At 44.3% G+C, this 23118-nt stretch carries 24 protein-coding genes; 9 read left to right on the top strand and 15 right to left on the bottom strand.

What is annotated here, in order from left to right:
• Positions 1-45: 45 nt before the first annotated feature.
• The 4 genes from DFP77_RS08665 (at position 46) to DFP77_RS08650 (ending at position 2804) form a co-directional block, all read left to right on the top strand.
• Complete coding sequence (locus DFP77_RS08665) at positions 46-1035, top strand: 2-hydroxyacid dehydrogenase (RefSeq protein ID WP_114411892.1); 990 nt, start codon at positions 46-48, stop codon at positions 1033-1035.
• Between the two features lie 119 nt (positions 1036-1154).
• Positions 1155-2009 (top strand): inositol monophosphatase family protein, encoded by an 855-nt coding sequence (locus DFP77_RS08660; RefSeq protein WP_114411891.1) that lies wholly within the window; start codon positions 1155-1157, stop codon positions 2007-2009.
• A 79-nt stretch (positions 2010-2088) separates the two neighbouring features.
• Complete coding sequence (locus tag DFP77_RS08655; RefSeq protein WP_114411890.1) at positions 2089-2502, top strand: nucleotidyltransferase substrate binding protein; 414 nt, start codon at positions 2089-2091, stop codon at positions 2500-2502.
• Positions 2499-2804 (top strand): nucleotidyltransferase domain-containing protein, encoded by a 306-nt coding sequence (locus tag DFP77_RS08650; RefSeq protein WP_114411889.1) that lies wholly within the window; start codon positions 2499-2501, stop codon positions 2802-2804. The genes DFP77_RS08655 and DFP77_RS08650 overlap by 4 nt, the downstream gene beginning before the upstream one ends.
• A 10-nt stretch (positions 2805-2814) precedes the next feature.
• Here the strand turns inward: DFP77_RS08650 and DFP77_RS08645 are convergent, their stop codons facing one another.
• From DFP77_RS08645 to DFP77_RS08615, 7 genes are all read right to left on the bottom strand, one after another.
• Positions 2815-3060 carry a ParE family toxin-like protein gene (locus DFP77_RS08645; RefSeq protein WP_114411888.1) on the bottom strand — a complete coding sequence of 82 codons (246 nt, stop codon included), beginning with the start codon at positions 3058-3060 and terminating at the stop codon, positions 2815-2817.
• A 9-nt stretch (positions 3061-3069) separates the two neighbouring features.
• Positions 3070-3993, bottom strand: coding sequence for a viperin family antiviral radical SAM protein (locus DFP77_RS08640; RefSeq protein ID WP_114411887.1), 924 nt, complete (start codon positions 3991-3993; stop codon positions 3070-3072).
• A gap of 96 nt (positions 3994-4089) precedes the next feature.
• A complete protein-coding gene (locus DFP77_RS08635; RefSeq protein ID WP_114411886.1) occupies positions 4090-4758 on the bottom strand; it encodes a hypothetical protein in 669 nt (222 codons plus the stop codon).
• Entirely contained in the window at positions 4748-5140 is a 393-nt protein-coding gene (locus tag DFP77_RS08630) for a hypothetical protein (RefSeq protein ID WP_114411885.1), read from the bottom strand. The genes DFP77_RS08635 and DFP77_RS08630 overlap by 11 nt, the downstream gene beginning before the upstream one ends.
• A gap of 12 nt (positions 5141-5152) precedes the next feature.
• Positions 5153-5605, bottom strand: a complete 453-nt coding sequence (locus DFP77_RS08625; RefSeq protein ID WP_147270553.1) for a hypothetical protein — start codon at positions 5603-5605, stop codon at positions 5153-5155.
• Between the two features lie 284 nt (positions 5606-5889).
• Positions 5890-6165 carry a hypothetical protein gene (locus DFP77_RS08620; protein WP_220235529.1) on the bottom strand — a complete coding sequence of 92 codons (276 nt, stop codon included), beginning with the start codon at positions 6163-6165 and terminating at the stop codon, positions 5890-5892.
• 223 nt (positions 6166-6388) lie between these two features.
• Positions 6389-7288, bottom strand: a complete 900-nt coding sequence (locus DFP77_RS08615) for a LysR family transcriptional regulator (RefSeq protein ID WP_114411943.1) — start codon at positions 7286-7288, stop codon at positions 6389-6391.
• A 122-nt stretch (positions 7289-7410) separates the two neighbouring features.
• Here DFP77_RS08615 and DFP77_RS08610 point away from each other — a divergent pair, with 122 nt between their 5' ends.
• Positions 7411-8277 carry an MBL fold metallo-hydrolase gene (locus tag DFP77_RS08610; protein WP_114411882.1) on the top strand — a complete coding sequence of 289 codons (867 nt, stop codon included), beginning with the start codon at positions 7411-7413 and terminating at the stop codon, positions 8275-8277.
• Positions 8271-8891 (top strand): DsbA family protein, encoded by a 621-nt coding sequence (locus DFP77_RS08605; protein WP_114411881.1) that lies wholly within the window; start codon positions 8271-8273, stop codon positions 8889-8891. Before DFP77_RS08610 ends, DFP77_RS08605 begins: the two co-directional genes overlap by 7 nt.
• A gap of 68 nt (positions 8892-8959) precedes the next feature.
• Here DFP77_RS08605 and DFP77_RS08600 read toward each other — a convergent pair whose 3' ends face one another.
• The 5 genes from DFP77_RS08600 to DFP77_RS08580 form a co-directional block, all read right to left on the bottom strand.
• Positions 8960-10018: a lipid A deacylase LpxR family protein gene (locus DFP77_RS08600; protein ID WP_114411880.1), complete on the bottom strand. Its 1059-nt coding sequence runs from the start codon at positions 10016-10018 to the stop codon at positions 8960-8962.
• Positions 10019-10249: 231 nt separating this feature from the next.
• Entirely contained in the window at positions 10250-11623 is a 1374-nt protein-coding gene (locus DFP77_RS08595) for a short-chain fatty acid transporter (RefSeq protein WP_114411879.1), read from the bottom strand.
• A gap of 123 nt (positions 11624-11746) precedes the next feature.
• Positions 11747-12922, bottom strand: a complete 1176-nt coding sequence (locus tag DFP77_RS08590; protein ID WP_114411878.1) for an acetyl-CoA C-acetyltransferase — start codon at positions 12920-12922, stop codon at positions 11747-11749.
• Between the two features lie 22 nt (positions 12923-12944).
• A complete protein-coding gene (locus tag DFP77_RS08585) occupies positions 12945-13607 on the bottom strand; it encodes a CoA transferase subunit B (RefSeq protein ID WP_114411877.1) in 663 nt (220 codons plus the stop codon).
• A 17-nt stretch (positions 13608-13624) separates the two neighbouring features.
• Positions 13625-14329, bottom strand: a complete 705-nt coding sequence (locus DFP77_RS08580) for a CoA transferase subunit A (protein ID WP_114411876.1) — start codon at positions 14327-14329, stop codon at positions 13625-13627.
• 128 nt (positions 14330-14457) lie between these two features.
• Here DFP77_RS08580 and DFP77_RS08575 point away from each other — a divergent pair, with 128 nt between their 5' ends.
• Together DFP77_RS08575 and fdhA are read left to right on the top strand one after the other, a co-directional pair.
• On the top strand, positions 14458-15339 hold the full coding sequence (locus tag DFP77_RS08575; RefSeq protein WP_114411875.1) for a LysR family transcriptional regulator: 882 nt from the start codon (positions 14458-14460) through the stop codon (positions 15337-15339).
• A gap of 154 nt (positions 15340-15493) precedes the next feature.
• A complete protein-coding gene (fdhA, locus tag DFP77_RS08570; RefSeq protein ID WP_114411874.1) occupies positions 15494-16687 on the top strand; it encodes a formaldehyde dehydrogenase, glutathione-independent in 1194 nt (397 codons plus the stop codon).
• Positions 16688-16793: 106 nt separating this feature from the next.
• Here the strand turns inward: fdhA and DFP77_RS08565 are convergent, their stop codons facing one another.
• On the bottom strand, positions 16794-18374 hold the full coding sequence (locus DFP77_RS08565; RefSeq protein ID WP_258861094.1) for an NAD(P)H-hydrate dehydratase: 1581 nt from the start codon (positions 18372-18374) through the stop codon (positions 16794-16796).
• A gap of 185 nt (positions 18375-18559) precedes the next feature.
• Between DFP77_RS08565 and DFP77_RS08560 the strand changes: the two genes are divergently transcribed.
• On the top strand, positions 18560-18985 hold the full coding sequence (locus DFP77_RS08560; protein WP_114411873.1) for a VF530 family protein: 426 nt from the start codon (positions 18560-18562) through the stop codon (positions 18983-18985).
• A gap of 161 nt (positions 18986-19146) precedes the next feature.
• On the opposite strand, the gene mdoH is transcribed toward DFP77_RS08560, so the two are convergent.
• Positions 19147-21300 carry a glucans biosynthesis glucosyltransferase MdoH gene (gene mdoH / locus DFP77_RS08555; protein WP_114411872.1) on the bottom strand — a complete coding sequence of 718 codons (2154 nt, stop codon included), beginning with the start codon at positions 21298-21300 and terminating at the stop codon, positions 19147-19149.
• Between the two features lie 2 nt (positions 21301-21302).
• Complete coding sequence (locus tag DFP77_RS08550; RefSeq protein ID WP_258861093.1) at positions 21303-22964, bottom strand: glucan biosynthesis protein G; 1662 nt, start codon at positions 22962-22964, stop codon at positions 21303-21305.
• Positions 22965-23118: the final 154 nt, after the last annotated feature.

The following is a 23118-nucleotide window of genomic DNA, read 5'->3' as shown; positions in this document are numbered from 1 at the left end:
GCTAAGCGCGTTTTCTTCTCAAATAAAACAACAGGATCGACCTTCATGAATGTTGCTGTTTTTTCTTGCAAGCCCTACGACAAAAGGACACTAGCCACCTTCGCCAATGATAAAGCATTATCAATGAGCTACTTTGAAAGCCGACTTAGCATGGAAACCATTAGCTTAGTACAGGGTTTTGATGCCGTCTCATGCTTCGTTAACGATGATATTAATGCCGAGGTCATTCATCTGTTAAAACAGCAAGGAGTCAAAACCATCGCCCTGCGTTGTGCAGGTTTTAATAATGTCGACTTAGATGCTGCAAAAGCCGAAGGTATCAAAGTATTTCACGTTCCAGATTACAGCCCGACCTCTGTTGCCGAACACGCTGTCGCCCTCATCATGACTCTAAACCGTAAAACTCATCGCGCTTACCACAGGGTAAAAGAGGGCAATTTTGCGTTAGAAGGATTAATGGGCTTTAACCTAGCAGGAAAGACCGTTGGCTGCATTGGCACAGGACGCATCGGCGCAGCGTTTTGCTGCATCATGAAAGGCTTCGGCTGCAAGGTGTTATGTTATGACTTATATCCGTCACAAGCGCTCATCGACCAAGGTTGCCAATACCTCACACTCGATGAAATCTATCAACAAAGCGATATTATTAGCCTGCACTGCCCTTTAAACGAATCGACTCATCACCTAATAAACAAACACAGCTTAGAAAAAATGAAAGATGGCGTGATGATCATCAATACTAGCCGTGGCGCACTCGTCCATGCCCAAGAAGCCATCGACGCACTTTACAGCGGAAAAATCGGTTATCTAGGCTTAGATGTTTACGAACAAGAAAACAAAATATTCTTCGAAGATATGTCATCCCACATCATTCAAGATAGCGTTTTCCAGCTTATGCTCACCTTCCCGAACGTCGTCGTTACAGGCCACCAAGGCTACTTTACTATTGAAGCGCTTAACCATATAGCTGAAACCACCGTCGACAACTTACTGCATCACCAAAGCGACAGCAGTGGAGCAAGGCAATTGGCGTAAGTCTGCTAAGAAAAGAAGTCACAAAAACATCATAAAATTATCAAGATTCACTAAACCATTCGTCACTCCGATCGCGTATAATTTCTAAACACTGGAAATGACAAAAGGAGTGACAAAAAGTGAATCTCGATAAACCAACGCAAGAAAGACTGATCAGTATCGTCCGCAGAGCAGGCCAAGAGATCGTCATGCCAAACTTTCGTCAGCTTAGCGCTACCGACGTAGAAACTAAGAGCAGCTTAACGGACCTTGTTACCATTGCCGATAAAGCCAGTGAAGCCTTTATCACTGAAGAAATTCAGGCGGCCTTTCCTGACTGGGAAATCGTCGGTGAAGAAGCCGTTGCCGAAGATCCATCCACTACTGATAAAATTGGCACCTCAGACACTTGCGTAATAATCGATCCTATTGACGGCACCTGGAACTACGCCCACGGATTATCAGAATTTGGCATCATACTCGCCGTCGTTGTAAAAGGCGTTACGCGTTTTGGCTTACTTTATGACCCAGTAAATGATGACTGGATATACGCAAACCTGGGCGAAGGTGCTTTTTTTCAACGCACCGCCATGAATGAAAAAGGCAAGCATCAAACACCTAAGCAATCACCACGAGCACTCAGCTTCACGGCTGAACCAGACCTAGATAAACTCATCGGCATCATGTCGGTTAACTCGTATACTGGCCAGAAAAAACAAAACTTTGCCCTTAAAGCGAGCCGCTTTGTTCGCATTAACAACTTACCTTCCTGCCCTGCTTATAGACAAATAGCCCAAGGCCACTTTCACTTCAGCTTAACCTACAAAATGCTGCCATGGGATCACGCCGCAGGCGTACTGGTTCACACCGAAGCGGGCGGCATATGCCGAACACTCGACGGCCAAGAATACAACCCAGCCATGCTAGACGGCGAAATGCTCGCCGCTCAATCAGAGCAACAATGGAAAGATTTGGCAGAGTGGTTTAGGAAATAGGCTGAACGCCCCCACCCTTTTACTCAACGTAATCTATGGCATAATGCTAGAACGTATAGGCCAAAGAGACGACAAAGGCATGACCGAAGAAAATCTACCATCAGAACGTTGGAAACAACGATTTCAAAATTATAAAAAAGCCTTGCTGCAACTAAACGAAGCCGTCGAAGCCTACGACGAAAAATCGCCAAACATCATAAAAGAAGGCGTGCTACAGAGATTCGAATTCACTCACGAACTGGCTTGGAAAGTTTTAAAAGACTACCTAGAATACGAAGGCCATCAAAACATCACAGGATCAAGAACCGCAACAAGACTGGCGTTTAACATTGGCCTAATCCAAGACGGTCAAATATGGATGGACATGATAGAAAGCCGTAACAAAACGGTACATGCCTACGATGCGAGTATTCTTGAAACAGAATTTTCAAAGGTACGCGAAAGTTATAACGCCTGCTTCATCCAACTAAAAGAAAAACTGTCCACCCTATGACCCTTTCCCCATTCGGCATTCCAACAAACTTGTTACAAAAAATGTCTGAGACCTTTTCAAAGTATCCAGACATTGAAAAAGTGACTCTGTTTGGCTCCCGCGCTACAGGGAATTTTCGAAACGGCTCAGATATAGACCTTTCTATTTCAACACCAAAAGCAGACATCATCCCCACTCTTCGTGTTGAATTAGACGATTTAAACAGCCCATATATGATCGACTTAGTTGATGAAAACAACCTCACCAACCAAGCCTTGTTGAAACAGATTCGAGAATCAGGGGTGGTTATTTACCCATCTTAACTTTCTGCCTTTACCTAAAGCGCTTATCAAAGGTTGAATGTTTCATAATCTCATAAGCGCCTGTTCGTATGCTTTCTTTCGCAACGACAAGACGATAATTACGATTTAATCTCAAACGATACATCCCTCTTTGACAACGTAAAGCCTTCCATTTTCGTAACCTCGTTTCATTTGCAATGAGCCGATATATTTCTTTCCACGCTTTCTTCTGTATATGCGTAGGAATTGCATCATGTTCTTTTACTTGAATAGTCATAAGCTCCTCCTAAAGTACTAAAGCAGGAATAAGCTGATAACGCTGCTTAAACCCAGATACATTAAAAGGAACCTGACTAAGTGCTTGCTCAACACCTGCAGTCAAAATCGAATCACTGACGATATAACCGCTGCCCGCGTCGGAATTTTGATAAAAACGCCCTTCCGGATTGATCATCAGATAGGTGTGTGTCATGGCATCATTGTCTTCTTCCACAATGATGCTAGATAGCGCAGCATGTCGCTGAATATAAGCTTGATACTCAGCCTGAGTAATCGTTAACTGATGATCATGAACAGGTAAAACACGCAGCAACTTCCATTTATTTGGCTGAATCTCATTTATTAAATCCAACAAACTGTCATTGCAGTTCACCGAATTCACCACTGTGTTTAGCTTTAAAGTTCCAGTGGGATTCAACGACCGATAACGGGCGCACATTTGCATAAGTTGTTCAGCATCAATCCAACGCTTCTTGCGATCAACACGGCCAATACTCTGAGCTAAAGCATGATCCGCCGTATCGTAACTAATCCCCAATACATCCAACGAGGGCGCCAATTCATACAAAATGTCGTCAGTAAGATAGTGTCCATTGGTAATCAAAGACGTGCGAAAACCTAACTGATTCGCAAACGTCACGGCATCCAAAAAGCGCTGACCAAGCAACATAGGCTCGCCGCCAGCAAAATTAAGGCGTACGTTCTGATAACCCATTTCAGCTTGTAATGGATTAGGACGCAGGAAATAGTCTGCAAGATTTTGTAGAAGGGACTCCACTTGGCCTGACAAACGATGAAGCTCATTTTTTGCTTCTAAGTCATCCCAAGTGGCGTAACAGTAGCTGCACTGATAGTTACAGCTTTCTGTCATGTGAAAATTAATTACAAGGTCTGTGTTTGCGGTATGTGTTGCTGAAATAAGTGCCGTCATGTTGAACCTCCGTTTATTGTCAACGAAAACCAGATTCAACTTGTGCACTGCACAACATAGATTTTTCTAAATCTATTTTTCTTTTCTACGAAAAAATTAAAGCTTGAGCATAAAATCCAAAAGATCATCCACCTCTTCCGCTTCATGGATTTTCTTATCTATCTCAGCCTTCAGCTCGGCAACACCGGAAGCATTCGCATCCAATTGATCAATCAAGGCTTTCGCCTCCAGCCATTCACCATCTAAGTATTTCATTAGAATACTTTCCATCGGCTCAAGCACCGCCGCTTGAGCCAATAAAACACGAAGCAACGAGCCATTATTGCCAAGGGTCGCCTGAGGCAGGGTTTTAAACGGGTTAGGCAAACGCTCCGTCCTAAGATCAAAATCCCCTTCAAGACAAGTCACAAAAGCCGTTGCCTTGCTACTAGAAAGAGCAATACCCGCCAGCGAATGTTGACGAGTGAACATGGCTTTCACTATCTCGGCACATTGCTGGCGCTTCTTAGGCTCACTGAAAATCGCCTTCACTTCTTTTGAATCAGCAAAAACAGCGCTCAACAACATGGCATTGAACAAGGTATCAAGCTCTGTTTGAGGGATAAACTTGCTCTTCTTATGAACAATTAACTCTTCTTTAAAAGTCAAAAGGTCGTTGCGCAAAAAAGAATTTGCCTTGGTTCGTAACGAGGGAACCTCCCTCAGCAGTTCCGAACCAAATAACAGTTTCAGCGCTTCTGGAATGCTGTAGTAGTTAGGTTCCACAATAAGCTGCCTTCAAAATAGAACTGGATTTCTTATATTTGAGTTGCGATTCGGTTAGGTTTGAATGAGCAATTCTTTCGGCCAATTGATACCAAGAACTTGTATAGCTGCTACAGCCATGATTGTGCTCTAAGAATTGCATAGTAGCTCCAATACAGTAGCCAGCTTTAATACCTTCGTTTAAAGAAGTGCGTTGACCTGCTAAGAGCTCGGCTTTACCACGCTTATCGTAGATTTCAATGACCTCTCGACAAGCGCTAACAAGAAGTGAACCACTATTATTAATAGGAATATCACCGCGAGCAAACGCCTGACTGCTTAACACCAAAGACAAACAAACCAATACAACACGAGTATTTATATTCATTTTAAAACCAGTCATTCAAAAATCCTTTTATTGTTTATTATCAGTATTCATGGAATCAGCGCGTGTATTACCAGTGCTGTCTGTAAAAAAATCGGTTTTGTCTTCTGTAGAATCAGCGGATGCTGGCTCAGTCTCTTGAACTTTTGCTGAATCATGCTTTTTAGCGTCTTTCGATACCCATCCTAATTTAGGCAACGGAGTCAAAGCATAAAGAGCCACGAGGTACACAACAAAAAAGACCAAATAGATATCATTTTTTTGAAAGTCACTAACACTAAGCTGTTCTTTTTTAGAAGCCAAAACGAGCAGCAAGCAACTCACCGTGAGAAAAAATGCAGCGGCACCAGCCGAGATAACGACGTACCTTGTTACTATCTCACTAAAAGACTCACCTACAGACCCACTCCGTACAAAAAAGCGACGCAAGACAATGACGAAGAGAAAAAAGCCCAACAACTCAAGATTATCCAACTCATTCAAACTTAAGTTTCCATCGAACGGCAGATAAAAAAAGAAGTAAAAGCTCACAAAACAGAGAATAACAGTAAAAAAGATTATAAATAGAGACATAAAAAAAGAAACAGTATGCCCAACCATAAGGTCTATTACATTGAGTATTTTCTTAGTTATTAACCACATAAAAATTTCGTCCTTAAAATGTATTATTCGTTATTTTTGATTAAAATTTAGCAAAACACACCTGCCTACTCCTCCTCCCCCTGCTAAGGGGGAGGCTGGGAGGGGGTTCACTCTTCTCTGTCTTTTTACTTTTTCTTACTAACTTTCTTGGCTACCTTGGCAAGGGCTTCGCTTTCGGCGCGGGCGGCGGCGATGCGTTTGAGCAGTTCGTCAGCGGGTTCGTCGTCTGGGTTTTGCGGGACTAGCTCGCCGCGGAAGGCTTTGGCTAAGATGGATTGGGTGAGTTTATCGACCCGCTGTTGGGCTTTTTGCACTTCTTTTTCGATGGTGTCGGCAAAGGCAAAGTATTGATCCACCAGACGGACAATTTCGGTTTGTTCTTCAATAGGTGGTACTGGCATTATCGCATCTCTACATTGTGATAGAGATATATTAACTTGTCCCACACTATCTCGGCTGCTTGGACAATGGTAAAAAGGAAGTCGTTATGACCTTTGAGAAATGCAAAGTTTGATTGGGTCGTTGTCATTGCGTTCTAAAGTTCCTTCTTCACTCATTGTTGTCATCTTGAATTGTCAGTTTACCCTGACAATTCGAATTGCGGAATCCTTTCTTTATGATTCATCACCAAGGATGCTCGGCAAAGTAGCGTTCTAAATGATCGATCAAAGCACGAACGTTAGGCGATAAATGTTTTCGAGACGAATACAGCGCGTAGATAATCAGGTCTTTGGGTTTCCACTCAGGTAAGACATGGCACAAACTGCCGTCGTTAATGTAACGATTCGCTAAATAAGTAGGCTGAAGACAAACCCCCATGCCATTCAATGTAGCATGCAAGAGCGCTGTGGCTTCGTTAATACTTAAACGACAATCTACGCTAATCGATTCAAACTGATCACCTTTAGAAAGATGCCAGATGTGGCGTTCAAAGTTTTTATAGCCCAAGCATTGATGATGTATCAAGTCCTGCGGTTGTTGGATCTCACCAATCGCTTGTCGCGCTTTTTCAAGGTAAGCCAGAGACGCCACCAGCACAGATTCACACACAGCAATGGGTTTGCCAATTAAGGAAGGATCTGGGTTCGAAGCAATTCGTATGGCAAGGTCAATGCTTTTCTCTGTTAAGTCGGCCGTACTGTCTTCTAGATCGATATCAATGTGGACTTTGGGATGTTTCTGCATGAAGTCTTGAATGGCAGGCATCAGTTGAGAAAAACCAAATGACATGCTGGAGGTGATTCGCACCAAACCTGACAACTCATCACTGGTATTCACCAGGGAAAGAATATTATCCGCTTGCTCCAGCCACTGCTCCACGTCTTTTAAACAGGCTTCACCCGCGCTAGTCAGTGATATTTTCCGTGTCGTTCGATGCAACAAACGAATCTTTAACCAATCTTCCATGGCTTCTATATAACGTGTCACCATGGGTCGCGACATATTCAAACGATCTGCGGTGCGGGAAAAGCTCCGCGATTGGGCAACATCGATAAAAACTTTAGCAGCTATCACTCTGTCCATAATTCCACGCATCCACTTGCACGATATAAGAAACAATCATGCTCATTTTTGTGTATTTTTCCGAGCACGTCAATTCTCTATTATGGCCACATGAATTACACAGTCACTCTTTGGAGAGAAAGATGAAAAAACTGATTACCATCGCTGCTTCTGCACTTATCGCTCATTCTGCTGTTGCTGCAGACTCAAAACCTTTAACGCTAGATGTATATAATGCAGATGCTAATAGCTTTAATGTGAATTCTACTTTGGTATATGGTGAATCGGAAGCTATGCTTATCGATACTGGTTTTACCAAAGCCGATGCATTGCGCATTGCGGCAAAAGTACTGGATTCCCATAAAGAGCTAAAAACCATTTTCATTAGCCAAGCGGACCCTGATTACTACTTTGGCGCAGAGACGCTGCACACTATTTTCCCAAAAGCCGACATTATCACGACTCCAGCAGTTAAAAAGGTCATTGAAGAAAAGCTGGCGGGGAAATTAGCTTTTTGGGGGCCAAAAATGGGCGACAACGCGCCAATCAATCCAATTATTCCAACAGCTTACAATAAATCGACTTTGATGGTAGACGGCCATACTATCGATATTCGTGGCACTGAAGGTGCATTTGCACATCGCCCTTACCTTTGGATTCCAGAAAACAAAGCTATTTTAGGCAATGTAGCGGTATACGGAAACATGCACCTATGGATGGCAGATGCGCAATCTGATGCTGCACAAGCCGCCTGGACTGCACAGTTACAAGAAATGCTGGCATTAAAACCAGCGGTTGTTATTCCTGGTCACATGGCTCCAGGTACAAAACTTGATTCAAGTACGATTTCAAGCTCGCTGAATTACATCACAGTCTTTCAAAAAGCGAAGAAAGAGAGCAAAAACAGTGCTGAACTTATTAAAGCCATGACAGCAAAATATCCAGATGCTCAAGGTGCTTTAAGCTTAGGTATCGCAGCGAAAGTCCATAAAGGTGAAATGTCATGGTAAAAGTTCATTATTTCTTCGACCCAATGTGTGGTTGGTGCTACGGGGCATCATCACTGGTAGGTATATTGGCTGACATGCAGGAATTTGAAATCATTTATCACCCTGGTGGCATGATTCCGAAACGGGCAATTGATCCTTCGTTTAGACAACACATTTTGCAAGCTGATGCTCAAATCGCCAACATGACAAAAGCACACTTTGGCGACGCTTATAAAGCAAGAGTGGCGGGAGCTGAGGATTATATCGTAGATTCTTACTCAACAACTCGTGCCTTCCTTGTTGGTCAAGAAATGGGGGGCGAAGCACATGTCATGCTAGCCGCTATTCAAAAAGCCCATTATCAAGATGGTAAGCATTTAGATGTGTTGAAGGTTTTAGCAGATCTGGCTGTTTCTATGGGATTAGATAAAGCGACATGGAACGAAAAAATGGCACAGTCTGAAGCGAACATGTTAAGCCAAGTGCAAGAAAGCCATGACCTCATGGGACAACTGCAGGTTGGCGGCTACCCTACTTTTATCTTAGAAAAAGAGGATCGTTTAACGCGTCTGCCGCACAGTAATTATTATGGCAAAACTGAAGCGTGGAAAAACTATCTAGCCGAATTGGTTTAAATCTAAAGAGCCTTCTCTGAATCTACAGAGAAGGCTCTTTTTGTAGTCAATCAACAAATAACTACGCTTTAAATCTGCCAAGCAAAGGTCATTGTTCCGTAGCGAGTAAAACGATCAATCTCTCTGTCCTGTTTGTCGCCATTAATAGTGAATGGTGAGTTAATCGCAAAAGCAATAGCAATGTCGTCCCATGCATAGCTCACACCGGTGGAGAGCACGCTTGTATTGTGGTCGTAATCTATCGACCGACTATCTCGGAAGGTATTACCGTCTGTAAAAATTTGGTTAAACGTATAGCCTACCTTGACCCCCGCATAGACAAACCAACCATTATCTGTTGCCGTTGGGTTGGACATGCGATTCTCGGCTAATAACGTGGTGGCATATGAGCTCTCTAGGTTACGTCCGTAACGAAACATAATCCCAGTACTCGTCGAACTTTTCAGTGTCCCTGCACTCACATCAAAGCCTGTTAGCACATCCATGGTGTCTTCCTCAGAAACCCAGGAGCGCCATACACGGCTTCTGGATAATTCAAACACTAACTCATTATGAAGCTGTGTATTCCAGCCTTTTGGATCTTGGGCGCTGATTACTTTGTGGACGGCTTTCTGGGTTTCTTTACCTAACGCCCATGGCCCGACAATACCAATAGTCGTACTCACACGATCGGCATGATCATCACGTGTCGTGATATAAGTATTATTGATACTAATCATTGCAGAATATGGGAATGAGCCTTGGGGAGGATTTGCTAACGTTAGATCTTCAGCTGTGTTTAAGGCTTGGCCAACACTATAAACATTTGCCGAGGTCTTTACTGGAGCATCTGACATAGTCCACATTAGCGGCTTGACCCAGAAGTCTGGCCAGTGTGAATCATTACCAGACTCATTGACGTCATAAAAGGTTACATACAGACCGTTAGTATAGCCATTATCTTCATTGACAAAAAAATCATTATCTAAGGTTGCAGACACCCAACTCTCATTGGCATACGCAGACACTCCAAACAGGAGAGACAAGCTAATTAAAGAATATTTAACTAGATTCAGGCTACTTTCAACGACTTCGCCTTTACCTCTAACCACTCCTTTTTGATCGTCTCCGTCTATTCCCTGTCGCATAAGAACTCCCCCCGCCTACGTACGCACATTGTGTCTTCAAATTATTAAGTTGGTCGCTATTATAAAGAGAAATTATGCTGGAAAGGACGACTAAGAGTTATAACTTTAAGGAAATGAGCGGTAGGATTACATATAATTTTCAAGAATAGTTCAATATGTGCACCAAATAGGAAAAATGAGGCGAACATGGCAAAAACCTCTCGCCATGACCGCCCTGTTTGGCGTTCTAGATTAGAAAATCAAAAAACCTAAAGAGATAATTACACCAGAGCCGATCAAAGCCATCAAGCAATAACCCATCACATCTTTTGCACCAAGCCCTGCAATGGCAAGTGCTGGTAATGCCCAGAATGGCTGAATCATATTTGTCCACGCATCTCCCCAAGCAATCGCCATGGCTGTTTTCGCGGCATCAACACCCAGTGCTGCACCTGCTGGCATCATGATTGGCGCTTGTACTGCCCACTGACCACCACCAGAAGGCACAAAGAAGTTAACGATACCGGCACTCAAGAAAGTAAACAGCGGAAAAGTCGTTTCATTGGAAATAGACACAAATGCCTGAGAAATCACCCCTGCCAATGACGCACCAGATTCACCCGTTGCAGTCATCATGCCCATGATCCCTGCGTAGAATGGGAATTGCAGCAAAATACCAGAACAGTTACGTGCTCCCTGAGAGACCGAATTCAACAAACTTTTTGGTGTTCCATGAAGCAAAACCGCCGAAAACAAGAAGGTAAAATTCACTATATTCAGGTTCAGTGCGAAACCGTTATTCACAAAATAGTAAATCACGTAAGCAAAGCCCATCACACCTAACAGCATGGATAAAACACGACTGTTTTCAAGGCGCTCAGCTGGTGTCATGTCTGCTTTATTTGGCATTTCGACGACTTGCTCTTTTAACAATTCTGCATCAATCGCAACCGTGTCCTGTGGTGCGGGATGCATCAAACGATTTAATAACGGGATAGTGACAAACATCACTGCTAAAATGGTTAAGTTCATCGCAGAGAAAATTGTCTCTGACGTTGGAATCGCAGCCGTCACTGCGCCATTCGTGACCTTTTCTATATTCGCACCGCCTGCAATAGACAGAGGAATAGAGCCAGACAGTCCAGCGTGCCAGAACAAAAACCCACTGTAAGCAGAAGCTATTAATAAACGGTAATCGACACCTTGAACACGAGCCGCAATTTCTTTGGCGAAGATCGCTCCCACCACCAAACCGAATCCCCAGTTAACCCAGCACGCCATCGCACTGATAACCGTAACTAAGATAATCGCTTGCCCAGGAGTTTTCGCGACACCCGCCAACATAGCTAACTTACGTTTGAACGCCGGAGCGCTTGCCATGGCATGGCCCGTAACAACTACCATCGCCATCTGCATAGAGAAGCTAAGTAAATTCCAAAAGCCACCCGCCCAAGCATTAACTACTTGCATTGGCCCTTGCCCAGTACTCGGCATCACCAATAAAAATACAGCAAATGTTAAGACTATGGCGAAAATAAAAGGATCAGGAAGGTAACGCTGTAACAAGGTAACGAAGAATTGGCTTACTTTTTGTAAACCTGTTTGTTTTTGTTCGAGAGTATTCATCAGTTTTATCCTGTTTTTTTATATTTTTTATTGGACGACAAAAGCAAAAACAGAAAAGAATAGATCCTTTTCTGCTAACTCACTTTATTACGTTTATTTATTCGTTCTTTTTAATATGACTTATTAGCGAGACACCAACATAGCAACGCCCATGCCGCCACCAATACACAAGGTCGCTAAGCCTTTTTTAAGATCTTGCCGTTGCATTTCATGAAGCAATGTCACCAAAACTCGGCAACCAGACGCTCCAATCGGATGTCCCAAGGCTACCGCACCACCGTTTACATTTACCTTGCCTGCATCTAAGCCAAGCTCTTTATTCACACAAAGTGCCTGCACAGCAAAAGCTTCGTTCGCTTCGATAAGATCCAGATCAGCTACTTGCCACTTAGCTTTGTTAAGTACTTTTTGTGTCGCAGCAATCGGTCCAGTCCCCATAATTTCAGGATCAACACCCGCGCCACTGGCCGCTTCAATGACGGCTAAAATCGGCAAGCCCAAACGTTTGGCTTCAACATCCGATGTGACGATGACCATGGCCGCACCATCATTCAAGGTAGATGCATTACCAGCAGTGACAGTGCCCTCTTTTGCAAAGGCAGGACGTAACTTGGTTAGGGACTCTGCGGTGGTATCCGGACGAATTTGCTCATCGGCATCGACGATAATAGGATCACCTTTACGCTGAGGAATGGCGATCGGCAAAATTTCTTCAACAAAACGCCCTGCAGCTTGCGCCTGCGTGGCTTTTTGTTGAGAGTGTGCAGCAAATGCATCTTGCTCTGCACGGCTAATATCCCAACGATTGGCAATATTTTCGGCGGTTTGACCCATGTGGTAATCATTAAACGCATCCCATAGACCATCGGTGACCATGGAGTCCAATAATTCCCAGTTGCCCATTTTTTTACCAGAGCGGCTGTTTGGTAAAACATGTGCCGCTTGACTCATGCTTTCTTGACCACCCGCAACGACCATACAGGCATCATCATTCAACACAGCTTGCGCTGCAAGTTGCACGGCTTTCAAGCCAGAGCCGCAGACTTTATTAATCGTCATCGCGGAAACATGATTTGGCAATCCTGCATGAACAGCGGTTTGGCGAGCGGGATTTTGCCCACAGCCTGCGGCCAGAACTTGACCTAAAATCACTTCTTCAATGTGATCTTTCAAAATAGGTTGTTTGGCTAACATGCCAGACAATAATTGAGTACCTAATTGCACAGCACTTAACGAAGATAAAGCACCATTAAAGGCGCCAATCGGTGTTCTTGCAGCAGCAACAATAACGGCTTTCATAGTAACGCTCCTGTTGTGATTATTATTTTGAGAAGATCATTTCAGGGACATGATCCGGCACGATAAGTTTACCCTGTGTTTTTTCAATAATTTCTTCTACCGAAACACCCGGCGCCCGTTCTTTTAAGACAAACGCGCCATCTTTAATTTCTAGCCAAGCTAAATCTGTCAGGACTTTTTTGATACAACCTTTGCCAGTTAGTGGAAGGGAACAATTAGACAAGAGTTTAGATTCACCACCTTTAGAAGCATGAGTCATTGTGACGATAATGTTTTCGGCACCCGCCACTAAATCCATCGCACCACCCATGCCCTTAATCAGCTTATTAGGGATCATCCAAGATGCAATATTGCCATTCACATCGACCTCAAAAGCACCCAATACAGTCAAATCCACATGGCCACCACGTATCATGGCAAAAGATTCAGCGGAGGAAAAAATCGAGGCACCTTTGACTGTGGTCACAGTTTGTTTACCTGCATTAATCATGTCGGCATCAATGGTTTCTTCCGTAGGAAACTCCCCCATGCCCAGCAAACCATTTTCAGATTGCAGCATGACTTCCATACCTTTTGGAATGTAATTGGCGACTAAGGTAGGAATACCAATACCTAGGTTGACGTAAAAACCGTCTTGTAGCTCTTGAGCAACACGTTGTGCCATTTGCTCTCTAGTAAGTGACATATTAGAACCTCTTTTTCTTATTCTGTTGGCTTGACCGTTCTTTTTTCGATGCGTTTTTCGAATGTACCGAGCACCACTCGATTAACATAAATGCCTGGGGTATGAATTTGTGCGGGGTCAAGCTCGCCGACTTCAACGATCTCTTCGACTTCTACAACGGTGATTTTGCCGGCAGTTGCGGCCAAAGGATTGAAGTTCTGCGCGGTATGACGATAAATAACATTGCCGTAACGATCTGCTTTCCAGCCTTTAACAATAGCGAAGTCACCAACGATGGCTTCTTCCAGCAAGTATTCACGGCCATTAAACTCTTTGGTTTCTTTGCCTTCTGCTACAGGCGTACCGACGCCAGTAGCCGTGTAAAAAGCGGGAATACCCGCACCACCAGCACGCATTTTTTCAGCCAGCGTACCTTGTGGAGTGAGCTCAACCTCAAGTTCACCATCCAACAACTGCTTTTCGAACAAGGCATTTTCGCCCACATAGGACGACACCATTTTGGTGATCTGCTTATCTTCAAGCAGAATGCCCAAGCCAAAACCGTCCACACCACAATTATTCGACACAACGGTTAGACCTTTGGTGCCTTTGCGTTTGATTTCAGCGATCAGATTTTCAGGGATGCCACACAGGCCAAAACCGCCCGCCAGCACCGTCATATTATCTTCTAGCCCGATCATGGCTTCTTCATAAGAAGCGACGACTTTGTCAAAACCGGCCATTTTATTCTCCTGTTTTTTTATTCTTAATTTCCCTTCAGTTTGACCCAAGCAGATAAATTAATTAAATTTGTTTTTTCTATTTATTAATAAGTTTTTCAAAATAATAATCATAAGAGAAGTATTCTTAAATGAACGTCAAACAAGTAAAAGCCTTCCTCGCTGTCGCCGAGTCCATGAGTTTTGCCAGCGCGGCCACGCAATTACACTTGTCACAACCTGCGCTGAGTCTATCGATTAAAAGCCTAGAAGATAATTTGGGTGGGAAATTATTCACTCGTACGACACGTCATATCGCCTTAACTCCAGAAGGCGAAGCTCTAGTGCCTATCGCCAGACGATTGTTGGCCCAATGGGAAAATGCCGAAGACGAGATGCAACAACGTTTTGCCTTACAACTTGGTAAAATTACTATCGCCTCTATGCCTTCTTTTGCTGCGTCATTGCTGCCAAAAGCGATTCGTAATTATCATGCTTCGTACCCCAATGTTCAGGTCGCCATCGACGATGTATTATCAGATGTGGTGGTGGAAATGGTGCGTAACAATCAAGTGGAACTGGGCATCTCCTTCGAACCCAGTAATCTTGTGGATTTGTCTTTCTATCCCCTTTACGAAGACAGATTCATCGCGATCCTTCCAAAAGATCATCCATTAGAAGACCAAACCACTATTTCTTGGCGAGCACTTTTGGAATACGATTTCATTACCTTGCAGCGCCCTTCCAGTGTTCGCACCATGATTGAAAGTACGCTCCATAAGGCAGGCATAGAACTCAATGTGGCGTTTGATGCTCACCAACTTGCCACTGTGGGCCGCATGGTTAGCGAAGGCATGGGCGTCGCTGTTGTCCCTGCGTTGTGCCGACAACAAGCCATAGAACAAGGGGCCACCTGCCGACCAGTCATAGAACCGGAAATTCGCCGACGCGTCGGCGTCATCTGCCAACCCAGATCCCACCTCTCCGTCGCCGCAGCGGCGATGCTGGATGTGTTGATGAATACCTATGCTTAATGTCTTGTTCCTATCAGGAACAAAATAAGGAAGTGTGCATTTACGTCGTTTTTAGCATGTTTCTATGTCGCTCTAGGGGCTACTCTTTATATTCACTGGTGACAGAATAGCCAGTCGTGCGCACAACAAAAACAACAGAAAAAAGGATGTCGATATGAGCAATCATGCAAACCGCGGTGTTATTTATCAAGGTAACGGCACTGTCGAAGTAGAAGCAATCCCCTTCCCAGAACTTTCTATTGGCAAGCGCCGATGTGATCATGGCGTTATTCTAAAAGTGGTTACCACTAACATTTGTGGTAGTGACCAACACATGGTTCGAGGTCGAACAACTGCAGAGAAAGGCCTAGTTCTTGGCCATGAAATCACCGGTGAAGTTATCGAATGTGGTCGTGATGTAGAATTCATTAAAGTCGGCGACTTAGTATCGGTTCCTTTCAACATTGCATGTGGTCGTTGCCGCAACTGTAAAGAAGGTAAAACAGGCATTTGTTTGAACGTAAACCCAGCTCGCCCAGGTGCAGCATACGGTTACGTTGACATGGGCGGCTGGGTTGGCGGACAAGCTGACTACGTTATGGTGCCATACGCTGACTTTAACCTACTAAAATTTCCTGATAGAGACCAAGCACTGGAAAAAATCCAAGGCCTAACTTTGCTGTCTGACATCCTTCCTACTGGTTACCATGGCTGTATTACGGCTGGTGTAGGTCCAGGCTCTACTGTTTATATTGCTGGCGCAGGTCCTGTTGGTCTAGCTGCTGCGGCATCCGCTCACCTACTTGGTGCAGCTTGTGTCATCGTTGGTGACATGGTGGAAGATCGTCTTAACCAAGCACGTTCTTTCGGCTGTGAAACAATCGACCTTACTCAAGAAGGCGATATCCAAGACAAAATCGAAGCGATTCTTGGTGATCGTGAAGTCGATGCGTTTGTGGATTGTGTAGGCTTTGAAGCACACGCTTGTGGTTGTAACCACAAACAAGAATCTCCAGCAGTCGTTTTGAACTCTGCAATGCAAATGACACGTGCTGGTGGACAGATTGGTATTCCTGGTTTGTACGTAACAGAAGATCCAGGTGCCACTGACGAAGCGGCAAAACTAGGCAGCCTAAGCATGCGCTTCGGTCTAGGTTGGGCTAAGTCTCACTCATTCCATACTGGCCAGTGCCCTGTTATGAAGTACCACCGCCAACTAATGCAAGCCATCTTGTTTGATAAGATCGACATTGCTAAAGCGGTTAACGTACAAATGATTTCACTTGACCAAGCACCACAAGGTTATGCTGATTTCGACGGCGGCGCAGCGAAGAAATTCGTTATCGACCCTCACAAAATGGTGAGCTAATTCAGCTACTAATCTAGAACGCTAGATTAAAAAAGGCCTTGTTCCGCAAACGTTTAAATAACGAGAGCAGAACAAGGCCTTTTTTGTTTTATCTAAAAAATTATATTTAATCGCTGAAGTACTGCGTTTTAAAAGCAGATAACACTTTCGGAAGATGGTTTGGCAAATCGTCGGCAATCAAGCCAATCCCCACCTCATTACCCACTTCACCATGCAACCAAACAGCAGCCGCTGCGGCGTCAAATGGCAACATGCCTTGAGCAAGTAATCCGACAATAAAGCCCGCCAATACATCCCCAGAGCCACCGGTTGCGAGATCCGCAGGCGCGTTTGAGTTGATAATCGCTCGGCCATCAGGCGACGCAATGACGGTATCCGATCCTTTCAATACCACCACAGCACCACTTAATTTGGCGACAAGTCGAGCACGCGTTAACTTGTCAGCCGCACATTGCTCATTAATGTCAGGGCTTTTATTAATATCAGTGTTTTCATTAAAAGTAGGAAACAGACGCGCGAACTCCCCTTCATGGGGCGTCATCACACAAGACCCATTGATCGCATCAAAAAGCGTTTTTGGATCATCTGCAAAAGCACTGAGTGCATCAGCATCCAACACAGTAGGACGATTAGTCGCCAGCGCTGCCAGAACAATTTTGCGTGTACGAATTCGCTCGAATCCAGCCAAGCCAGCACCTGGCCCGACTGCAATAGCGTTGTGACGAGGATCGAGCAATAACTCTTCAAAATCTTCCGCTTCTTGGCTTTGCTCTAATTTCGCCACCATCACGCTAGTCATCGCCGTGGCATATATTGCCCACGCTTTAATTGGCACAGCCAGCGACACCAAGCCCGCGCCGATTCGCATGGCGCCACGAGCCGTCAAACGGCTTGCGCCAGTGATATTTTCTCCGCCATACACTACAGCGTGTCCGCGATGAAACTTGTGTCCCCCTGAACGAGGCCAAGGGTAATCTCGACACCAAATCTCAGGGCTATTTTCCCAAGTTTGCAGATTCAACTCGTCCAACACAGAAACAGGGATTCCAATATCAGCAACAACAAGCTTGCCGCACAAACTACGGCCAGGAAGCAATAAATGCCCCGGCTTTTTTCGAAAGAAAGTTACCGTTAATTCAGCAGAAGCAATCTTGCCAAGAGCAGCACCGGTTGTACCATCCACACCACTAGGAACATCAATCGCACACACAGGTATTTTACGCTCGATGATGTCATCGATCATGTCGCGGGCTTTGCCTTCTAGAGGCCGAGTCAAACCCGCACCAAACATAGCGTCTATAACCAAATCGGTTTGCTCTAATAAAGCGACAGAGTACGCTTCAACTTCACCTTGCCACGCATGATAAAAATACGCAGCTTCTGACGATAATTTTTCAACAGAACCCAAAAACGCCAAACGCACTGGCCAGCCAACAGACTGCAAAAGTTGAGCGACAACAAAACCGTCACCGCCATTATTGCCCGGCCCACAAAGCACCAAGACAGAACACCTAGACCAGTGATCGAGTACAGCATCAGCAACCGCCTTTCCTGCCGCCTCCATCAGTTCCATAGCAGGAACACCAGCCTGAACCGCCGCTATATCGGCCTCACCCATTTCACTTGCGGTTAGAAGGAGTTGAAAATCTTGTTTACTTATCTGCGCCATTGCTTTCTGCCTTTGCATTTCTAACGTCCTAACAACTTATAAGGAGTGTCGCCCTTAAAACAACCATTATTAATTCATTAGGGACATATATTGCGTATTTGAACAAATCCTAACACCAGCCTTTACTATAAAGTCTAAGCCGTCACAGGTATGATGGCACATTATTAGCCTTTAAAATTTTTGACTTATTATCGGATACTTTTATGAACGACGAGATCAACTACGAAAACAATCCACTACATGGCTTGGGTTTACAAGAACTGCTCACCCAACTAGTTGATCACTATGGTTTTGAGATTTTATACGCTTACCTGAACATCAACTGCTTCAACACTAACCCTAGCATTGAATCCAGTGTGAAATTTCTCAAGAAGACAGAATGGGCACGAGAAAAAGTAGAGATTTTCTATCTGTATAAGTTTAAAAACCTACCTCGCGTATCATCGGAGCAGTTCGAACTGCCACCGCGAAAGCGTATCATTCCAGAAGGTCAGACACCCCGCGAGCCAGCAGAATTGAGTTTTGAAGATGCGGAGCGAGTACGAGAAAAGCAGGCCAAGAAAGCCGCAGAGCATGGCAAGACGAAAAACTACCGGAATAACAAACCCAGTGATTATTCTAGACACTAGATCTACCTGTTGAATAAATAAGATTCGTTAAAAAGGGGAATTACTATTAAGTGAATTTCCCTTTTTACATCACATCAGCTTTATGATTTAGTCGATACAAAAAAACGGCGCAAAGAAAATACTCTCTTTACGCCGAATTCGAAATTTAAACCTTAGTCAGTCTAAGCCAACACAAACTCTTCTGTCTGTTCGCTTACACGCTTATCTTCCGGCAAATATTTTTCCATTGCCACCATAAGCTCTCGATGCTGCAGAATGGCAAGGCACTCTTTTTCATTAAGATGATCTAGCAAACTTTGAATATTCTCGCTGTTGATAATCTGCCATTCGGCACAAATCCAGGCGCGGGAGAATTCTTTGTTGGGCTCATCTTGTGGCATTTGGGCTAAATGCCAATAAAACAAAGCCGAATCAGATGACAAACGTTTCAAAGAAGATAAAGCATCATCAAACTTCAGCTCACTTTGCGCTTCATCATATCGACTTTGCATCACAATAATAGAATGTGGACGCTTTTCTTCTGGAGCACGCATCAACCCTAAATAATGAATGACGTTACCACGCTTCGCACCACCACTGATCCACGATAATGGAATAGACAAAATCAGTCCAAAGCTGATAGGTAAAGACCAATAAAACAACTCTTCACTCAGAAACAAAGCACCACCTGCTAACCCAAAACCTAGCAGAGTGTGGCTGCAGTGAGCACGTGCAGCGACTTTCCATGAAGTAGCACCGTCATCACGTGATTGTGGCTTCCAACCACTGTCGCGACCTTTAAAGACATCATAAACAACTTGAAATTGAGACAACATAAGAATCGGCGCATACAAAGCAGATAAAACCGTCTCTACTAAGGTGCTCAAAGTCAGTAAGATCGGCCCACCAAATTGCATGCAACGGCGAAAGTTCAGCATGGCAGACAACCAGCCATATACTTTAGGCGCTAACACCAACGCCATAGACAAGACAAATAACGACCGCGCTTTTTCGAAGTCAAATACTGGCCAAGTTGGAAATAACGATGGATTGGAAAAATACTCAGGTCGAACAAAATACGCCTGAACTGCCAAGGCAAAACCGACGACGATTAACAGCAACCAGAAAACAGCGCTCAGATAAGACATGATGCCAGAGATCAAGTGCAAACGAGTCGCAAAATGGAATCCTTTAGCGAATACAAAGGCTTTGTGCTGCAAGTTACCCTGACACCAACGACGATCTCGAACAATCACATCCACCAGCGAAGGTGGCGCTTCTTCATAAGACGCTTTTAAGTCGGTATCAAAACGCACGCCCCAACCCGCACGACGCAATAATGCCGCCTCCATAAAGTCATGACTCATTACATGACCACCGAAAGGCGCTTTACCTTCTAAAACAGGCAAACCACACGCATCAGCAAAGGCTTTGGTACGAATAATGGCATTATGTCCCCAGAAGTTAGAAGAGTAACCATGCCAAGCCGCTAAACCAGAGGCATAAATAGGGCCAAAACAATGATTAGCAAACTGTTGAATACGACTATATAAAGTGTTCGCACGAATAATAGTTGGTAAGGTTTGGATCAAACCCAAACCTGGTTCTGCTGCCATGCGACGAGTCAGAGAGATCAAGCAATCCGCGCCCATTAAACTGTCGGCGTCCAGTACTATCATGCATTCATAATCACCACCATAACCGGTCACCCATTCAGCAATGTTACCTGCTTTACGTTCAGCATTATTGTAGCGACGACGATAATAAACAGGACACGCCGAGTCATCTTCATTAAGTAACGGACGAAACGCTTGTTCCTCAGCAATCCAAGCATCGGCTCGGTTGGTATCACTCAGCACAAAGAACGCAAACTTACCCGGTGCTTGTTTTACTAAGTCCTCATGCATGGCTTGGATATTGGCACGAATACGCAAAGGATCTTCGTTATAAACAGGCAACAAAATAGCCGTAACGCCATCGACTTCTTGCTCTTTACGAGTTTTAGAAAATGGCCAAATCTGGAAGATCAACCCGAGTGTCGCTTGTGAAAAAGCAAAAGAGATCCACGTAAAGTTGATACAAAACAATACCAAGAACGCCCACTGTAGACCCGCAATCGCATTGGTATTAAGCACATCGTACATCTCAGTTGCACCATACCAAGACAATCCAACCGTCCCAATTAATACAAATAAACGGGCAAAAAATGTCGTAACAGCAAAGCTTTGCAATCTACTTTTACGGGCTTGGGATTCTTCATCAACGGTATGACGCGGCATAGTCAAAGGTGATACCTTTGGCAATGCCTGCTTAGCAACACTGTCCTTTAGTAACATAATTACTCCTTTATCCAACGATATAACCAAGTCGGCGCAACGGCCACATCATCCTGTTTAAGTTGGACTCTCAACTCCGACAAAGCAGTATCTTCTGGGTCAAAAGACACATACACGCGAACACCATTATTATGTGGGTTTTTTACCGCGATAGTTTCAAGTATCTTCCCGTTACTAATGCTGGCATCGATAGTGAGATCATCGACATCTACGTCCGGCATTTTATTAAAATCGATCACTACTTCTGGGTTCGTTTTGAATAACTTCACACCTTTGGCGCTACGAACGATTCGAGGAGAGTCCAGTGAAACTGGCGTGTCATTAGACCACGTCATTAAATACTGGTAAGTGTAAGACTCACCTTTCTTCAGCCCCTCTTTAGGCTGCCAATAAGTAACAATATTGTCGTTTGTTTCCGCGTTTGAAGGAATTTCAACCAACTCAACATGCCCCTCACCCCAATCATTCAGCGGCTTAATCCAAGCAGAAGGACGAGTATGGTAGCTGGCTTCTAAATCTTGGTAGTCTTCAAAACCACGATGGCGCTGAATTAAACCAAAGCCTTTCGGTGAATTATCACTAAAAGCACTCACTTGCAGTGACTTGGGATTGTTCAATGGACGCCAAACCATTTCATCTTGACCCGTTAAGATTTGCAGACCTTCGGAATCATGAACGGCAGGACGGTAATCCGGAATATCAGAGCCATCAAGTGAGTTGTTATACATAAACATAGATGTCAGCGGTGCAATGCCTACATTTTTTAAATCTACTCGTGGGAACAAAGTCGCTTTAACATCGACACGAGTTGGCTTTCCTGGATAAATACCAAATCGATAAGCGCCAGTGACGCTTTTGCTGTCAAGTAATGCATGTACAACAATAGCGTCTTGGCTGGACGACGGGCGCTCAATCCAAAACTGTTTGAACATTGGAAACTCTTCGCCCTTAGGCTGCGCCACATCGACAGCAAGACCACGTGCCGACAAGCCATAAGACTGACCTTTGGAAATCGCTCGGAAATAGCTCGCCCCTTGAAAGACAATAAACTCATCATTCATATCGGCGGTATTTATCGGATAATGTAAACGCAGACCTGCGTATTTTCCGACCTGTGAAATAAGCTTACTTATTTCATCATTCGGTGTTTTAAAAGAGTCTTCAGACACCTTCAAAGGAAAAGCACGACCATTTTCAACCGCATCAATCGACACTAAATCTTTAAACAAAAAACCCGGTGCAAATAATTGAACTGAAAATTTAGTGGGCGTATTCCCCCATACGGCTTGGTTCTGTTGAAAGTTGATTTGTCGATAAGTGGGATAGTCCATATCAATCAAAGCTTTTGGAGCCATTTCTGCAGGCTTCATTGGGGCTGACGCTAGATCCTTTGCTAAGTCGATCACGGTTTGATGTGAAAATTCATAGCCTTTCGGAGCCTGTGTAACAGGAGCTATAGCGGGACGGCTCTCCAAAGGAGCTTTTTCTGCACTATCAGGTACAGAAGATGCGTTAGCATTAATAGCAACTTCTGTTTCGAGAGTCGCCCCGCTCTCCTCTGCATATACCATTGGCGTGCCTATCGCACTCAACAATAGCGACGTCAATAAAGACCATTTAATACATCCAAACACACGAAAACGACATTGGGAGAAAAGAATCAAAAAAAGCTCTCTTGTTATTTAGTTAGGCTCAGTCATGAGGCGACCGAAGGGATATAAGACCTAAATTCAGATAATAAGTGCGACACTGCAAATCAGGTGTAGAAGAAGCCAACTGCTGAAGTTGATACACTTCTTCTTACCACAGATAAAGCAG

This window comes from Marinomonas foliarum (genome assembly GCF_003337275.1).
Lineage (GTDB): Bacteria > Pseudomonadota > Gammaproteobacteria > Pseudomonadales > Marinomonadaceae > Marinomonas > Marinomonas foliarum.
The sequence above is the reverse complement of the archived record's forward strand: the minus strand, read 5'-3'. Positions and strand labels throughout refer to the sequence as shown.

Bases quoted from the DNA above. Each gene is read 5' to 3' on its own strand.
- DFP77_RS08665 (WP_114411892.1), top strand. From the start codon at position 46: ATGAATGTTGCTGTTTTTTCTTGCAAGCCCTACGACAAAAGGACACTA.
- DFP77_RS08655 (WP_114411890.1), top strand. From the start codon at position 2,089: ATGACCGAAGAAAATCTACCATCAGAACGTTGGAAACAACGATTTCAA.
- DFP77_RS08650 (WP_114411889.1), top strand. From the start codon at position 2,499: ATGACCCTTTCCCCATTCGGCATTCCAACAAACTTGTTACAAAAAATG.
- DFP77_RS08645 (WP_114411888.1), bottom strand. From the start codon at position 3,060: ATGACTATTCAAGTAAAAGAACATGATGCAATTCCTACGCATATACAG.
- DFP77_RS08640 (WP_114411887.1), bottom strand. From the start codon at position 3,993: ATGACGGCACTTATTTCAGCAACACATACCGCAAACACAGACCTTGTA.
- DFP77_RS08630 (WP_114411885.1), bottom strand. From the start codon at position 5,140: ATGACTGGTTTTAAAATGAATATAAATACTCGTGTTGTATTGGTTTGT.
- DFP77_RS08620 (WP_220235529.1), bottom strand. From the start codon at position 6,165: ATGCCAGTACCACCTATTGAAGAACAAACCGAAATTGTCCGTCTGGTG.
- DFP77_RS08615 (WP_114411943.1), bottom strand. From the start codon at position 7,288: ATGGACAGAGTGATAGCTGCTAAAGTTTTTATCGATGTTGCCCAATCG.
- DFP77_RS08610 (WP_114411882.1), top strand. From the start codon at position 7,411: ATGAAAAAACTGATTACCATCGCTGCTTCTGCACTTATCGCTCATTCT.
- DFP77_RS08605 (WP_114411881.1), top strand. From the start codon at position 8,271: ATGGTAAAAGTTCATTATTTCTTCGACCCAATGTGTGGTTGGTGCTAC.
- DFP77_RS08600 (WP_114411880.1), bottom strand. From the start codon at position 10,018: ATGCGACAGGGAATAGACGGAGACGATCAAAAAGGAGTGGTTAGAGGT.
- DFP77_RS08595 (WP_114411879.1), bottom strand. From the start codon at position 11,623: ATGAATACTCTCGAACAAAAACAAACAGGTTTACAAAAAGTAAGCCAA.
- DFP77_RS08590 (WP_114411878.1), bottom strand. From the start codon at position 12,922: ATGAAAGCCGTTATTGTTGCTGCTGCAAGAACACCGATTGGCGCCTTT.
- DFP77_RS08585 (WP_114411877.1), bottom strand. From the start codon at position 13,607: ATGTCACTTACTAGAGAGCAAATGGCACAACGTGTTGCTCAAGAGCTA.
- DFP77_RS08580 (WP_114411876.1), bottom strand. From the start codon at position 14,329: ATGGCCGGTTTTGACAAAGTCGTCGCTTCTTATGAAGAAGCCATGATC.
- DFP77_RS08575 (WP_114411875.1), top strand. From the start codon at position 14,458: ATGAACGTCAAACAAGTAAAAGCCTTCCTCGCTGTCGCCGAGTCCATG.
- fdhA (WP_114411874.1), top strand. From the start codon at position 15,494: ATGAGCAATCATGCAAACCGCGGTGTTATTTATCAAGGTAACGGCACT.
- DFP77_RS08565 (WP_258861094.1), bottom strand. From the start codon at position 18,374: ATGCAAAGGCAGAAAGCAATGGCGCAGATAAGTAAACAAGATTTTCAA.
- DFP77_RS08560 (WP_114411873.1), top strand. From the start codon at position 18,560: ATGAACGACGAGATCAACTACGAAAACAATCCACTACATGGCTTGGGT.
- mdoH (WP_114411872.1), bottom strand. From the start codon at position 21,300: ATGTTACTAAAGGACAGTGTTGCTAAGCAGGCATTGCCAAAGGTATCA.